The 13,303-nt window shown below is 68.7% G+C and carries 13 protein-coding genes; 8 read left to right on the top strand and 5 right to left on the bottom strand.

Features of this window, described 5'->3' with window-relative positions; genetic code table 11:
- Nucleotides 1–97 precede the first annotated feature (97 nt).
- The 7 genes from ACFVWG_RS35725 (at nucleotide 98) to ACFVWG_RS35695 (ending at nucleotide 6,965) form a co-directional block, all read left to right on the top strand.
- On the top strand, nucleotides 98–1,786 hold the full coding sequence (locus ACFVWG_RS35725; RefSeq protein WP_391547908.1) for a nitrite/sulfite reductase: 1,689 nt from the start codon (nucleotides 98–100) through the stop codon (nucleotides 1,784–1,786).
- A gap of 142 nt (nucleotides 1,787–1,928) precedes the next feature.
- A complete protein-coding gene (locus tag ACFVWG_RS35720) occupies nucleotides 1,929–2,615 on the top strand; it encodes a phosphoadenylyl-sulfate reductase (RefSeq protein WP_391547907.1) in 687 nt (228 codons plus the stop codon).
- Nucleotides 2,612–3,571, top strand: a complete 960-nt coding sequence (gene cysD / locus ACFVWG_RS35715) for a sulfate adenylyltransferase subunit CysD (RefSeq protein WP_391547906.1) — start codon at nucleotides 2,612–2,614, stop codon at nucleotides 3,569–3,571. The genes ACFVWG_RS35720 and cysD overlap by 4 nt, the downstream gene beginning before the upstream one ends.
- Nucleotides 3,571–4,857, top strand: a complete 1,287-nt coding sequence (locus ACFVWG_RS35710) for a sulfate adenylyltransferase subunit 1 (protein ID WP_391547905.1) — start codon at nucleotides 3,571–3,573, stop codon at nucleotides 4,855–4,857. Before cysD ends, ACFVWG_RS35710 begins: the two co-directional genes overlap by 1 nt.
- Complete coding sequence (locus ACFVWG_RS35705) at nucleotides 4,854–5,633, top strand: sirohydrochlorin chelatase (protein WP_391547904.1); 780 nt, start codon at nucleotides 4,854–4,856, stop codon at nucleotides 5,631–5,633. The genes ACFVWG_RS35710 and ACFVWG_RS35705 overlap by 4 nt, the downstream gene beginning before the upstream one ends.
- Before the next feature lie 46 nt (nucleotides 5,634–5,679).
- Nucleotides 5,680–5,907, top strand: a complete 228-nt coding sequence (locus tag ACFVWG_RS35700) for a CopG family ribbon-helix-helix protein (RefSeq protein ID WP_391547903.1) — start codon at nucleotides 5,680–5,682, stop codon at nucleotides 5,905–5,907.
- Nucleotides 5,907–6,965 carry a Clp protease N-terminal domain-containing protein gene (locus tag ACFVWG_RS35695; RefSeq protein ID WP_391547902.1) on the top strand — a complete coding sequence of 353 codons (1,059 nt, stop codon included), beginning with the start codon at nucleotides 5,907–5,909 and terminating at the stop codon, nucleotides 6,963–6,965. Before ACFVWG_RS35700 ends, ACFVWG_RS35695 begins: the two co-directional genes overlap by 1 nt.
- A gap of 3 nt (nucleotides 6,966–6,968) precedes the next feature.
- Here the strand turns inward: ACFVWG_RS35695 and ACFVWG_RS35690 are convergent, their stop codons facing one another.
- The 3 genes from ACFVWG_RS35690 to ACFVWG_RS35680 are packed head-to-tail and all read right to left on the bottom strand — an operon-like array spanning nucleotide 6,969 to nucleotide 9,680.
- Nucleotides 6,969–7,838: a PPK2 family polyphosphate kinase gene (locus tag ACFVWG_RS35690; RefSeq protein ID WP_391547901.1), complete on the bottom strand. Its 870-nt coding sequence runs from the start codon at nucleotides 7,836–7,838 to the stop codon at nucleotides 6,969–6,971.
- 40 nt (nucleotides 7,839–7,878) lie between these two features.
- A complete protein-coding gene (locus tag ACFVWG_RS35685) occupies nucleotides 7,879–8,535 on the bottom strand; it encodes a response regulator (RefSeq protein WP_391547900.1) in 657 nt (218 codons plus the stop codon).
- Nucleotides 8,532–9,680 (bottom strand): sensor histidine kinase, encoded by a 1,149-nt coding sequence (locus ACFVWG_RS35680; protein ID WP_391547899.1) that lies wholly within the window; start codon nucleotides 9,678–9,680, stop codon nucleotides 8,532–8,534. The genes ACFVWG_RS35685 and ACFVWG_RS35680 overlap by 4 nt, the downstream gene beginning before the upstream one ends.
- A 167-nt stretch (nucleotides 9,681–9,847) precedes the next feature.
- On the opposite strand from ACFVWG_RS35680, the gene ACFVWG_RS35675 reads away from it, so the two are divergent.
- On the top strand, nucleotides 9,848–12,013 hold the full coding sequence (locus tag ACFVWG_RS35675) for an MMPL family transporter (protein ID WP_391547898.1): 2,166 nt from the start codon (nucleotides 9,848–9,850) through the stop codon (nucleotides 12,011–12,013).
- Nucleotides 12,014–12,024: 11 nt separating this feature from the next.
- Here ACFVWG_RS35675 and ACFVWG_RS35670 read toward each other — a convergent pair whose 3' ends face one another.
- The gene (locus ACFVWG_RS35670) at nucleotides 12,025–12,261 is read right to left on the bottom strand and encodes a hypothetical protein (RefSeq protein ID WP_391547897.1); all 237 of its coding nucleotides are present in this window, start codon (nucleotides 12,259–12,261) and stop codon (nucleotides 12,025–12,027) included.
- The gene (gene zapE / locus ACFVWG_RS35665) at nucleotides 12,258–13,262 is read right to left on the bottom strand and encodes a cell division protein ZapE (protein WP_391547896.1); all 1,005 of its coding nucleotides are present in this window, start codon (nucleotides 13,260–13,262) and stop codon (nucleotides 12,258–12,260) included. The genes ACFVWG_RS35670 and zapE overlap by 4 nt, the downstream gene beginning before the upstream one ends.
- Nucleotides 13,263–13,303: the final 41 nt, after the last annotated feature.

Below are 13,303 nucleotides of genomic sequence, written 5' to 3'. Positions count from 1 at the left end.
ACCGCTGGGTGCGCACCGCGCAGACGCATCGAACCGACGACGTTTCGATCCCCCCTGCGGCGGACGCACCTGTCATAACGACAAGGACACCTGCCGGATGACTGGCGTCACCTCTGCTCCCCCCGCCAAGGCGCCCCGCCCCCGTAAGGGCAAGGGCGAGGGTCAGTGGGCCCTCGGCTACCGCGAGCCGCTGAACAAGAACGAGGAGAACAAGAAGAACGACGACGGCCTGAACGTCCGGGCCCGGATCGAGAACGTCTACGCGCACCGCGGTTTCGACTCGATCGACCCGGCCGACCTGCGCGGCCGCTTCCGCTGGTGGGGGCTGTACACCCAGCGCAAGCCCGGGATCGACGGCGGCAAGACCGCGACGCTCGAGCCCGAAGAGCTCGACGACAAGTTCTTCATGCTCCGGGTCCGCATCGAGGGCGGCCAGCTGAGCACCGAGCAGCTCCGGGTGATCGCCGAGATCTCCACCACGTACGCCCGCGACACCGCCGACATCACCGACCGGCAGAACATCCAGCTGCACTGGATCCGGGTCGAGGACGTGCCCGCGATCTGGCAGCAGCTCGAGGCCGTCGGCCTGTACACGACCGAGGCCTGCGGTGACGTGCCGCGGGTGATCATCTCCAGCCCGGTGGCCGGCATCGCCGCGGACGAGATCATCGACCCGACCCCGGCCATCGACGACATCGTCGAGAAGTACATCGGTACCCAGGAGTTCTCGAACCTGCCGCGGAAGTTCAAGACCGCGATGACCGGTCACCCGTCGCACGACGTCGTACCGGAAGTGAACGACATCGCGTTCGTCGGCGTGGTGCACCCCGAGCACGGCCCGGGCTTCGACGTCTGGGTCGGCGGCGGGCTGTCGACCAACCCGATGCTCGCGCAGCGGCTCGGCGCGTGGGTGCCGCTCGACGAGGTGCACGAGGCCTGGTGGGGTATCTGCAGCATCTACCGCGACTACGGCTACCGCCGGCTGCGGACCCGGGCGCGGATCAAGTTCCTGGTCGCGGACTGGGGTATCGAGAAGTTCCGTGAGGTTCTCGAGGAGAAGTACCTCAAGCGGAAGCTGATCGACGGACCCGCGCCCGAGATTCCCGCCGTCCAGGGCGATCACGTCGGCGTGCACAAGCAGAAGGACGGCAAGTACTTCGTCGGTGTCGCGCCGGTCGTCGGTCGCGTCTCCGGCGAGAAGCTGGCCAAGGTCGCGGACGTCGTCGCGGCGCACGGCTCGGACCGGATCCGGACCACCGCCCAGCAGAAGCTGATCGTGCTGGACGTCGAGGAGTCGAAGGTCGAGTCGCTGGTGGCGGCGCTGGCCGCGCTGGGCTTCCAGGCCCGGCCGTCGGCCTGGCGGCGGAACACGATGGCCTGCACCGGCATCGAGTTCTGCAAGCTGGCGATCGTCGAGACCAAGGCCCGCGCGGCCCAGCTGATCGACGAGCTCGAGGAGCGGATCCCCGACCTCGACGTACCGATCACGGTGAACGTCAACGGCTGCCCGAACTCCTGCGCCCGGATCCAGGTCGCCGACATCGGCCTCAAGGGTCAGCTCGTGATGGATGCCAGCGGCAACCAAGTACCCGGTTACCAGGTGCACCTCGGCGGCGGCCTCGGCCTGGACGCCGGCTTCGGCCGCAAGCTGCGCGGCCACAAGGTCACGTCCGACGACCTGACCGACTACGTCGAGCGCGTCACCCAGAACTACCTGAAGGAGCGCACCGAGGGAGAGCGCTTCGCCCAGTGGGCCACCCGTGCGGATCAGGAGGCGTTGACATGAGTGAACGTGCTGCCCCTCTCTACTGCCCCTATTGCGGGGACGAGGACCTTCGTCCTTCCGAAGAGGGCCATGGCGCGTGGGAGTGCCGGCCGTGTGCACGGGTGTTTTCGCTCAAGATGATCGGGTTGCGGGTGAATGTCGAATGAGTACTGACTTGAAGTCGCTCGCCGAGGAGGCGAACGTTCGACTAGCCGACGCCTCGGCACAGGAAGTGCTGGCGTGGGCGCGGGAGACCTTCGGGGACGACCTCGTGGTGACCGCTTCGATGGCAGACGGGGCACTCCCCCACCTGGCGGCCGAGGCGGCTCCCGGCGTCGACGTGCTCTTCCTCGACACCGGCTACCACTTCGTCGAGACCATCGGCACCCGCGATGCGGTCGCGCAGATGCTGCCGATCAACCTCATCAACGCCACTCCCCTGCAGACTGTCGAAGAGCAGAACGCCGAGTACGGCGAGAAGCTGTACGAGCGTCGTCCGGACCAGTGCTGCGCACTCCGCAAGGTCGAGCCGCTGAACCGGCACCTGTCGCACTACAAGGCGTGGGTTACCGGCATCCGCCGCGAGGAGGCGCCGACCCGCGCGAACACTCCCGTCGTCGAGTACGACGAGAAGCGCGACATGGTGAAACTGAACCCGATCGCCCCGTGGACCCAGGAAGACCTGGATACCTACATCAGCGACAACGGCGTACTGGTCAACCTGCTCCAGTACGACGGTTACCCGTCGATCGGTTGCGAACCGTGCACCCAGCGCGTCGCCCCCGGTGAGGACCCGCGCAGCGGCCGCTGGTCGGGCACGGGCAAGGTCGAATGCGGGCTCCACACATGACCGCAGTCCTGGATACCTTCCCCGCCCCACCGCCCCGAGCACTGGAGGCTCCCCTGAGTACCAACACGGTGACCGAGCTGGACGCACTCGAGAGCGAGTCCATCTTTGTCTTCCGTGAGGTGGCGGCGGAGTTCGAGCGCCCGGTGATCTTGTTCTCCGGCGGCAAGGACTCGATCGTGATGCTGCACCTGGCCCGCAAGGCGTTCGCGCCGGCCGGTGTGCCGTTCACGTTGCTGCACGTCGATACTGGGCACAACTTCACCGAGGTGCTCGACTACCGCGACACGACCGTGGCCCAGCTGGGGCTGCGGCTCGAGGTCGCCAAGGTCGAGGACTACCTCGCCGACGGCCGGCTGCGGGAGCGCTCGGACGGTACCCGGAACCAGCTGCAGACCGTGCCGTTGCTGGACGCAATCAACGAGCACCGCTTCGACGCGGTCTTCGGCGGCGGCCGCCGCGACGAGGAGCGCGCCCGGGCCAAGGAGCGCATCTTCAGCCTGCGTGACGAGTTCGGCCAGTGGGACCCGCGCAACCAGCGCCCCGAGCTGTGGTCGCTGTACAACGGCAAGCACAAGCCGGGCGAGCACGTGCGGGTGTTCCCGCTGTCCAACTGGACGGAGCTGGACGTCTGGAACTACATCGCCCGCGAGAACATCCCGCTACCAAGCATCTACTACGCCCACCAGCGGGACGTGTTCGAGCGCGACGGCATGTTGCTTGCCGTCGGCCCCTACTCGCAGCCGCGCGACGGCGAGACCGTTGCCCAGCGCACCGTTCGCTACCGCACCGTCGGTGACATGTCCTGCACCGGCGCCGTCGCCTCGACCGCGGCGACCGCCGCCGAGGTCGTCGTGGAGGTTGCCGCGAGCACCATCACCGAGCGCGGCGCGACCCGCGCCGACGACCGGGCCAGCGAGGCCGCCATGGAAGACCGCAAACGAGAGGGGTACTTCTGATGAGCACTCTTCTCAGGCTTGCGACTGCGGGATCCGTGGATGACGGCAAGTCCACTCTGGTCGGACGGCTCCTGCACGACTGCAAGGCGATCCTCGCCGACCAGATCGCGCACGTGAAGACGGTCTCCGAGGCCCGCGGTGGTGACTTCGACTTCGCTCTGCTCACCGACGGCCTGCGCGCCGAACGCGAGCAGGGCATCACGATCGACGTCGCCTACCGGTACTTCGCCACCGACAAGCGCTCGTTCATCCTGGCCGACTGCCCCGGGCACGTGCAGTACACCCGCAACACCGTCACCGGCGCCTCCACCGCGGATGTCGTGATCATCCTGGTCGACGCGCGGCACGGCGTACTGGAACAGACCCGCCGGCACCTCGCCGTGATGGGCCTGCTGCGGGTCCCGCACGTCGTCCTCGCGGTCAACAAGATCGACCTGGTCAACTACGACGAGGCCGTCTACACCGGCATCGCCAAAGAGGTCGGGCAGCTCGCCGACAAGCTCGGCATCGCCGACCTCAAGACCATCCCGGTCTCCGCGCTCGTCGGCGACAACATCGTCGAGCACTCCCAGAACACACCCTGGTACGACGGTCCCGCGCTGCTCGAGGTCCTCGAGACCGCGACCGGCCGGTCCGACATCTCCGCCAGCCCGCTGCGGTTCCCGGTCCAGTACGTGATCCGCCCCCAGACCGACGACGAGTACCGCGACTACCGCGGCTACTCCGGAACCGTTGCCTCCGGCACCGTCACGGTCGGCGACCAGGTCATCGTGCTCCCGGCAGGCCGCCGTACGACGGTCGCCGGCATCGATCGCGCGGTTGTGTCCGCGACGGCCACCGCGGTCGCCGAACGACCGTCCGCGGTCGCCGGTGAAGCGGTCACCGTGCGGCTGGCCGACAACATCGACGTCGCTCGCGGCTCGGTCATCGTCGCGGCCGACTCCTCCCCCGGCACCCGCCGGGAACTCTCCGCAACCGTGGCATGGCTGTCGGAACGCCCACTGACCGTGGGCGCCCGGCTGCTCATCAAACACACCACCACAACGGCCCAGGCGATCGTCACCAAGATCACCGGGGTGCTCGACTTGGATTCACTCGGCGTCATCGACGCCGCCGGGCTGGATCTGAACGACATCGGCAAGGTGCAGCTCAAAATCGCTGCTCCCCTTGCTGCCGACCCGTACTCCAGTAACACCATCACTGGATCCTTCCTGCTGATCGACGCCCACGACGGATGGACGCTGGCGGCAGGCATGATCGACGACGAAGAAGGGGAACTGCTGTGACTGCTCCAGCTCTCGTGATCCTCGCCCACGGCAGCCGCGACCCACGGTCGGCTGCCACCGTCCACTCACTCGTGAAGTGCCTGCGCGAGATGCGTGACGACCTGCGGATCGAAGCCTCCTTCCTCGACCACTGCCCGCCCACGCCGTACCAGGTGATCGGCAAGCTCGCCGCCGAGGGTGTGGAAGAGATCGTCGTCCTGCCACTGCTGATGTCGTCCGCGTTCCACGCCCGGATCGACGTACCGGCCGTGATCGACGAGTCGCGCAACCGGTTCCCGAACCTGCAGATCATCGCCTCCGACGTGCTCGGGTACGACGACTCGCTGCTGGACGTCCTCGACCGCCGGATGCGCGCCGAGCTCAAGGACGGCCGGGTGCGTGAACTCGACGCGCTCGTGCTCGCGGCAGCCGGTTCCAGCGACTCCCAGGCCAACGCCAGCGTGACCCGCCTGGCCCGCCTGTGGGGCCAGCGGCACAAGCTGCCCGTCACCGCCGCGTTCGTCTGCGCCGCCACGCCGTCGCCGGCCGAGGCCGTCCTGCAGTACCGGCTCGAGGGCCGTCGGCACGTCGCCGTCGGTTCGCTGTTCCTCGCGCCCGGCGTCCTGCCGGACCGCGCGGAGTCGATGTCCCGCAAGGCCGGCGCGGTCGCGGTCTCGCGCCCCCTCGGCGTCAGCGCCGAGGTCGCCCGCCTGGTCCTGCTCCGGTACGGCGTCGCCGGGCTCGACCTGCTCACCCTGGCCCCGGCCCCGCGCCCGGTCCTCGTACAGTCCGCCTGACCCCAGCCCTACCGAGATAGCGTGATATCACGCTATCTTGGTGGGCATGGCGAAAGAGGCGACGAAGAACATCCTGCTCCGGCTCGACCCGGAGCTGGCTGAACGGCTGCAGACCATTGCGGCGGTCGAAGGGCGATCGGTGTCGGAGGTCGCGCGCGAAGCGATCGCCGAGCTGGTTGACCGGCGCCGTGCGGACAGCGACTTCAGCCGTCTGCTCGAGGAGAACCTGACCCGGCACGAGGAGTCCCTGCGCCGCCTCCGCGGGGACGGCTGATGCGCTACCTCGACCTGTACGACGTCCTGGCCGTCGCCGCGCGCGTGTTGCGTTGCGACTCCGCCGAGGCGGTCCGCCGGACCGACCTCGAGGCGGTCGAGCGCGTGCTGGCCGACGTTCGCAGTACAGCCGGACTGGCCGAGGCGACCGCGGTCCTGCTCGCCGGCCTGGTCCGGGGCCGCCCGTTCCGCGGCGCGAATCGAGTGGTCGCTGTCGCGGTGGTGCTTCAGTTCACCGCGCTGAATCGTACCGACCTCCGGCTCGAACCTGTCGAGGAGGTCGACGAACTCCTCGACCGAGTCGCCGCCGGCGACTCGACCGGCGTGGCCGACTTCGTTCGCGAACGAATGCAGCGCGGCGAGTTCGAGGCCACGCTCGAACAGCAGCTCGGCTTCGACGAGGCATTGGAATCAGCGATCGACGAGTGGATGGGGTGGCGAGTCACTATGTACGAACGGTTTACAGAGCAGGCGCGCAAGGTGGTCATCCTCGCGCAGGACGAAGCCCGGGAGCTCGACCACAGTTACATCGGCACTGAGCACCTGCTGCTCGGTCTGATCAACGTCCCTGAGGGCGGCGCCGGGAAGCTTCTGTCCACGGTCAGCGCACCGGCAGTGCGAGAGCTCGTGGTCGAGATCGTCGGCCGCGGCCAGCACGCCCCAGAGGGGACGATCCCGTTCACCCCGAGGGCCAAGTCGATCCTCGAGGAGTCGTTCACGGAAGCACGGCGGCTCGACTCGGAGAACATCGACACCGAGCATCTCCTGCTCGGTTTGCTCAAGGACACCGACGGTGTCGCCGCGCAGGTGCTCTCCAGGCTCGGCGTCGAGATCGCCGACGTACGGAGTCAGGCCGAGCGGCGGATCGATCGCCGCCAGCGGTCGCAGGAGGCAGTCGCCGCGATGGTCGCCGGCGATGCGGGCTGGACGTCGTACGGGCGGCGGCATCACCTGATCGCCGAGCTCAACGCCGTACTGGACGAGAACGAGCGGCTGCACGAGCAGGTCGCACGGTTGCGCGACCTGCTTCGCAAGCACGACATCGATCCGGAGGGCTGAGCGTCAGGTCGCGGCGAGGCGCTTCTTCTCCTGGTCGACGTCGAAGTCGGCCGCCGGCCACTGCGGGTCGAGGCCCTTCAGCGTCTCCAGGAGCAGGGTGGTGACAGCCCAGTTGCGGTACCACTTGCGGTCGCTGGGGATCACGAACCACGGCGCCTGATCGGTGTTACAGCGCTCGATCGCCGCGTGGTACGCGTCCATGTAGTCCGGCCAGAGCTGGCGTTCGTCGACGTCACCCGGGTTGTACTTCCAGTACTTCGTCGGGTTGTCGAGGCGCTCCTCGAGCCGCGCCTTCTGCTCGTCGTGCGAGATGTGCAGGTAGCACTTCAGGATCGTCACGCCGCTCTCGGCCAGCTCGGCCTCGAACTCGTTGATCTGGTCGTAGCGCCGGTCCCACACGTTCGGCGCGACCAGGTTCCGGACGCGCGCGATCAGCACGTCCTCGTAGTGCGAGCGGTCGAAGATCCCGATCATCCCGTGACCCGGGACGGCCTGCCGGATCCGCCACAGGAACCCGCGGCGCTTCTCGGCCGGCGTCGGCGCCTTGAACGAGGTGATCTTCAGGCCCTGCGGGTCCATCAGTCCGGCGCCGTGGCGGATCACGCCGCCCTTGCCGGACGTGTCCATCCCCTGCAGCACCAGCAGAACGCTGCGCTCTCCGCCCTTGCGGCCCTCGGCGAACAGCCGCTCCTGCCAGTCCGACACCTCGGCACCGAGGGTCTCCAGCGCGAGCTTGCCGTCGTCCTTGGCGCCCTCGAACCCGGTCGTCGCCCGCGTGTCGTACGTCGTCAGGTCCACCGGGCCAGCGGGGACACGCAACTGCTCGAGCAGCCCCCCGGCCTCCTCCGCCTTCTGCTTCTTCTGCTTCGCCATCCGCCCATCCTGCCCTATGACGCGACCGGGACCGCGGAGGTCAGCGGCTGATCCGGCCGGTTTCGTAAGCCCACATGACGATCTCGACCCGGTTGCGGGCGCCGAGCTTGGTCATCACGGCGGCAAGATGGGTCTTGACCGTGCTGAGGCTGATGTGGAGGTCGGCGGCGATCTCGGAGTTGGTCCGGCCGCGGGCCACCGTGATCAGCACCTCCTCCTCCCGCCCCGTGAGCGGCTCGGTCGGCTGCGCAGTCGGCCGACCGAGACGGGTGTCGGAGAACGCAGCAAGCAGCCGCGCGGTGATCTTCGGCGCGATCAGCGCGTCGCCCTCGGCCGCGGCCTGAATCGCCTGGACCAGCAACTCCGGCCCGGCATCCTTGAGCAAGAATCCCCGCGCACCAGCCTTCAGCGCACCGTGCACGTACTCATCCAGATCGAAGGTGGTGATCACCACCACCGCCAGCGGATCGGTAACCCCAGGCCCGGCGAGCGCACGGGTCGCGCCGATCCCGTCCAGCCCAGGCATCCGGATGTCGAACAGGCAGACGTCCGGCCGCAGTCGGCGAGCCATTTCCACCGCTTGGTGGCCGTCTGCGGCTTCGCCGACCACCTCGATCCCGGGCTGTACGCCGAGAATCATCGACAGGCCGGTGCGGATGATCTCTTGGTCATCGGCGACCAGCACCCGAATGGTCATCTCGCCACCCCGGTCCGCGGCAGCACCGCTTCGACGGTCCAGCCTCGCTCGACCCCGGGCCCGGCGACGAAGGTGCCGCCCAGCAAGGTCGCCCGCTCAGTCATTCCGATCAGCCCGTACCCCGTTGGGTTCCGCTCTGCCGAGCCGGCATCTCCGTCGTCGTCCACAGTCACCCGGATCCATTCCTCGTCGCCGACGACCCGGACGTCGATGCGGGTCGCGTGCCGCGCGTGCCGGGCCGCGTTGGTGATCGACTCCTGGGCGATGCGATAGATCGCGGCCCCGACCGGTGACCCCAGGTCGGTCAGGTCTCCCGCCAACTCCACCTGGACTCGAGGCCCGTCCCCAACGCTGCCGGCCAGCGACTCGAGGTCGGCCACTCCCTGTTGCGGGGCGAGCGCCGCCACCTCCTCGGCCCGCAGTGCACCGACCATCAACCGCATCTCGGCGAGCGTCCGCGATGCCTCCGCCTCGATCACGGCCAGGGCTTCCAGCGCCGCCTCAGGATGCGACGCCGCGACCACCCGGCCGGCCTGCGCACGGACCGCGATGGCCGAGACGTGATGCGCGACGGTGTCGTGCAGTTCGCGAGCGAGTTGGGCGCGCTCCTGCAGTCTCATCCGGTCGAGCTCGCGAGACCGAGTGGCCGACCAGTACCGGACCGCGGCACCGATCGCCGCCGGGGAGAGCAGGAACACCCCGGCAAAGATGGCGTTGCTGATCCCCGTGTAGTCCGCGGCCGTCCCCGTCACCAGGGCGGTCAGGAGGATCACGAACCCCACCCCGACCTCCCGCCCGGAGCCCCACCGTGTGAGCGAGTACGGCAACAACACAATGGCGACCATCGTGTTCAGACCCACCGGCGGCAGGTCGGAGACCAGGGCGACCACAGATCCGAGGATCGCGACCCCGAACGCGATCACCACCACGGTCAACGGATGGGTACGCCGCCACAGCAGCGCCACGATGACGATCACCGCGAGCACGATGGCGACGGGACGCCATACGACATCGGCCCGCAGTACGCCTTCGAGGATCGCCGTCGGCAGCAGCAGCCCGACGAGCAGCCAGTCCCGCCAAACCCGTCTCGGTGGCTGCGGCGCACGCGGCTCACGCCAGAGAGCTCGCACCGCATTCGTCGCCATGGCCTCAGCGTAGACAGCGGGAGCGCCCGGCGTACCAGCCGAAAGTACGGCGCGCCGGTCGACCGGTCAGCCGAGGAAGGTGCGGCCTTTCGCCCGAGGTACCGGCCGCCGCGGATCGCCACGCTGGGACCGGGATTCACCGGGACCACCGAAGGGGAACACGAATGATGCCGCACGCTCTTTACCGACTGGGCCGGTACGCCGCCCGCCGACCGCTGACGGTGATCGGGACCTGGCTCGTGCTGGCCGGGATCGTGCTCGCCGCCGCCGGGCTCTTCGGCCAGAAGCTGGACAACAGCGCCGCCGTACCGGGGCTGGACTCGCAGCAGGCGACCGACCTGCTGACATCGGCCGGCGCGAACCAGGGCGGACTGACCGCCCAGGTCGTGCTGACCCCGCTGGACCAGAGCGCGACCTTCACCGACTCCGACCAGGCGCGAACGGCGCTGGCCGGCGTCCGGGCCAAGGCAGCACAGTTGCCCAACGTCCTCGGCGCCGGGCCGGCGACCATCTCGCCGGACGGCAAGGTGGCGATCGTCCGGCTGCAGTACCCGGTGATCGAGGAGCTGTCCGGCGCGGATCGGGACAACCTCCAGACCTTCGTCGACCAGGCGGCCGCGGGCTCACCACTGCGGATCGAGATGGGCGGCGACCTCGCCGTCGCCTTCGAGGAAGCCCAGACCGGCATCGGCGAAATGATCGGCCTGGTCGTGGCCGCCCTGGTCCTGCTGATCGCGTTCGGATCGGTGATCGCGATGGGGCTCCCGATCGGGCTGGCGCTGTTCGGCATCGGCCTCGGCACCAGCTCGCTGGCACTCGTCACCTACCTGATCGACGTGCCCACCTGGGCGCCGGTGGTGGGCAGCATGGTCGGTCTCGGTGTCGGTATCGACTACGCGCTGCTGCTCGTCACCCGGCACCGCGAGTACCTCGCGCAAGGGCTGCCGGTCGAGGAGTCGGTGGGCCGCGCCGTCGCCACCGCCGGTCAATCGGTCGTGATCGCCGGCGGCACGGTCGTCGTCGCCATCCTCGGTCTCGCCGTGGCCAACGTGCCGTTCCTGACCGCCGGTGGGATCTCGGTCTCGATCATCGTGCTGATCATGGTGATCGCCTCGCTGACCTTGCTCCCCGCCTTCCTCGGCCTGGCCGGGCACTGGATCAACCGGATCGGCTTCGGGCACCGCCGCTCAGCAGCGACCTCGGGCTGGCAGCGCTGGGGCGAGCACGTCTCCCGGCACGCCAAGGCCTACGCCGCCGGCACGGCCGTAGTACTGATCGCCCTGGCCGCACCGGCCCTCGATCTCCGCGTCGGTACGCCGGACGAGGGCACCCTGCCCCAGCAACGTACCGAGCGGCAGGCCTACGACCTGGTGTCCCAAGGCTTCGGTCCCGGTGCCAACGGACCGCTGGTCATCGCCGTCGACACCTCAGCTGACCCGAACGTCGTCCAGCCGCTCCGCGACGCCATCGCCGCGGACCCGGGGATCGCGGCCGTCGCCGAGCCCACCCGGACCGCCGGTGTGGCCACGCTGATCGCCTATCCGACCACCGGGCCTCAGGACGATGCGACCGTCAAGACCATCCGGCGACTTCGGGCGGACGTGTTCCCCGCCGTGCTGGGGCAGAGTAAGGCTCACATCGGTGGCGCGACGGCCGGGGCTGCCGACGTCGGCGAGCGGGTCGCCGACCGGCTGCCGCTGTTCATCGGTGCGGTCGTGCTGCTGTCGTTCCTGCTGCTGACAGTCGTGTTCCGGTCGATCCTGGTGCCGCTCAAGGCGGCGCTGATGAACCTGCTCGGGATCGGCGCGTCCTTCGGCGTGATGGTGATGGTGTTCCAGTGGGGCTGGGCAGCCGAGCTGATCGGTGTCGAGGCTCCGCTGCCGATCCTGCCGTTCATCCCACTGTTCATGTTCGCGATCCTGTTCGGGCTGTCGATGGACTACGAGGTGTTCCTGCTCTCCCGGGTGCGGGAGGAGTACCTCGCATCCGGCGACAACCAGGCCTCGGTGGTGCGTGGCATCGCCGTCACCGGCCGGGTGATCAGCTCCGCCGCGCTGATCATGATCGCCGTCTTCTCCGGCTTCGTCCTGGGCGACAACCCGACCGCGAAGATGTTCGGCCTCGGCCTGGCCGTCGCGGTCCTCGTGGACGCGACGATCGTGCGGCTGGTGCTGGTCCCAGCCACCATGAAGCTGCTCGGCGACGCCAACTGGTGGCTGCCCGGCTGGCTGGACCGGCTGCTGCCCACGATCGACCTGCACGGGACGGATGCCTTCGCTGAACCCATCCCGCAGACCGAAGAGCCTGTTCTAGTAGGTCAGCTCACCCGGTAGCGGGAGCGCCATCACGGACCTGATCGCCGTCGACGCCACCGGATGACCTCGGTCACGACGACCGCGATCAGGCAGACGGCGATCGTGCCGATGCTCCAGAAGAATCCGCCGAGGGCGGCAAGGCAGTCGGTGGTGTCATCGCCTGCACACATGTTCCGGTCGTAGTACGCCGTACCGACGAGGAACGCGACGTACGCCAGAACCGCTGTGCCGCCGACGTAGCCGATGAACCGCAGCAGGATCTTCATCGGGAGAGCGCAATCAGTCGTGACAGGGCCCGGAGGTACTTCTTGCGGTAGCCGCCCTTGAGCATCGCGGCGGAGAACAAGTGGTCCAGCGGTACGCCGCTGGCCAGCAACGGCAGGTCGCGGTCGTACATGCGGTCGGCGAGAACCACCATCCGTAGCGCCACGTTCTCGTCGTCGAGCGGGCGGAGGTCGGTGATCGCGACCGTCTGTACGCCGTCGAGCAGAGCGCCGTACTTACTCGGATGCAGTTGTGCCAGATGGTGATGGAGGTCGACGAAGTGGTCACACGAGGTCGCGGGCCGCTCGGCCGCTGTCTGCTCGACCTGCTCGTCGGTCAGCGGCTCGGGCGCGACCGGCAGACCGCGATGCCGGTAGTCCGGGCCGTCGATCCGCCGTACGTCGAAGTTGGCGGCCAGCGCCTGGATCTCGCGGAGGAAGTCGATGGCCTGGAAGCGGCCCTCCCCCAGTTTGTCGGGCAGCGTGTTCGAGGTCGCGGCAAGTTGGACGCCTGCGGCAACCAATTGACCGAGCAGCCGGCTGATCAGCATCGTGTCGCCGGGGTCGTCGAGCTCGAACTCGTCGATACAGATCAGCCGGTACGACGAGAGCGCCTCGACGGCCGCGCGGAGTCCGAGGGCGCCGACCAGGTTGGTGAGCTCCACGAACGTGCAGTACATCTTCGGACCGGCGGACTCGTGCCAGAGCGAGGCGAGCAGGTGGGTCTTGCCGACCCCGAACCCACCGTCCAGGTAAACGCCAGGCTTGCCGACTTCCGCCTTGGCGCCACGCAGGCGTGACCACAGCGACGGCGCCTGCCGGGGCTGGGCCAAGTGCCTGGCGCGCTCTGTCAGTACGGCGAGCGCCTCGGCCTGGGACGGCTCGTCCGGGTTCGGCCGGTACGTCGCGAACCGGGCCTCCGCGAAGCGGGGTGGCGGCACACACTCGGAGAGCAGCCGATCCGAGCTGACCTCCGGCCACCGCTCGCTCAGCCGAATCACCATGCCGCAACCCTAAGCGACGCTTGACCTCAAGTGATGTTGAG

This window comes from Kribbella sp. NPDC058245 (assembly GCF_042882005.1).
Taxonomy (GTDB): Bacteria; Actinomycetota; Actinomycetes; order Propionibacteriales; family Kribbellaceae; genus Kribbella.
This window is presented reverse-complemented; position numbering and strand designations above follow the sequence as displayed.

What these genes read in the sequence shown, in the direction of transcription:
- ACFVWG_RS35670 (WP_391547897.1), bottom strand. Translation starts at nt 12,261, where the DNA reads ATGAAGATCCTGCTGCGGTTCATCGGCTACGTCGGCGGCACAGCGGTT.
- ACFVWG_RS35720 (WP_391547907.1), top strand. Translation starts at nt 1,929, where the DNA reads ATGAGTACTGACTTGAAGTCGCTCGCCGAGGAGGCGAACGTTCGACTA.
- ACFVWG_RS35700 (WP_391547903.1), top strand. Translation starts at nt 5,680, where the DNA reads ATGGCGAAAGAGGCGACGAAGAACATCCTGCTCCGGCTCGACCCGGAG.
- ACFVWG_RS35685 (WP_391547900.1), bottom strand. Translation starts at nt 8,535, where the DNA reads ATGACCATTCGGGTGCTGGTCGCCGATGACCAAGAGATCATCCGCACC.
- zapE (WP_391547896.1), bottom strand. Translation starts at nt 13,262, where the DNA reads ATGGTGATTCGGCTGAGCGAGCGGTGGCCGGAGGTCAGCTCGGATCGG.
- ACFVWG_RS35695 (WP_391547902.1), top strand. Translation starts at nt 5,907, where the DNA reads ATGCGCTACCTCGACCTGTACGACGTCCTGGCCGTCGCCGCGCGCGTG.
- ACFVWG_RS35675 (WP_391547898.1), top strand. Translation starts at nt 9,848, where the DNA reads ATGCCGCACGCTCTTTACCGACTGGGCCGGTACGCCGCCCGCCGACCG.
- ACFVWG_RS35680 (WP_391547899.1), bottom strand. Translation starts at nt 9,680, where the DNA reads ATGGCGACGAATGCGGTGCGAGCTCTCTGGCGTGAGCCGCGTGCGCCG.
- ACFVWG_RS35725 (WP_391547908.1), top strand. Translation starts at nt 98, where the DNA reads ATGACTGGCGTCACCTCTGCTCCCCCCGCCAAGGCGCCCCGCCCCCGT.
- ACFVWG_RS35690 (WP_391547901.1), bottom strand. Translation starts at nt 7,838, where the DNA reads ATGGCGAAGCAGAAGAAGCAGAAGGCGGAGGAGGCCGGGGGGCTGCTC.
- ACFVWG_RS35710 (WP_391547905.1), top strand. Translation starts at nt 3,571, where the DNA reads ATGAGCACTCTTCTCAGGCTTGCGACTGCGGGATCCGTGGATGACGGC.
- cysD (WP_391547906.1), top strand. Translation starts at nt 2,612, where the DNA reads ATGACCGCAGTCCTGGATACCTTCCCCGCCCCACCGCCCCGAGCACTG.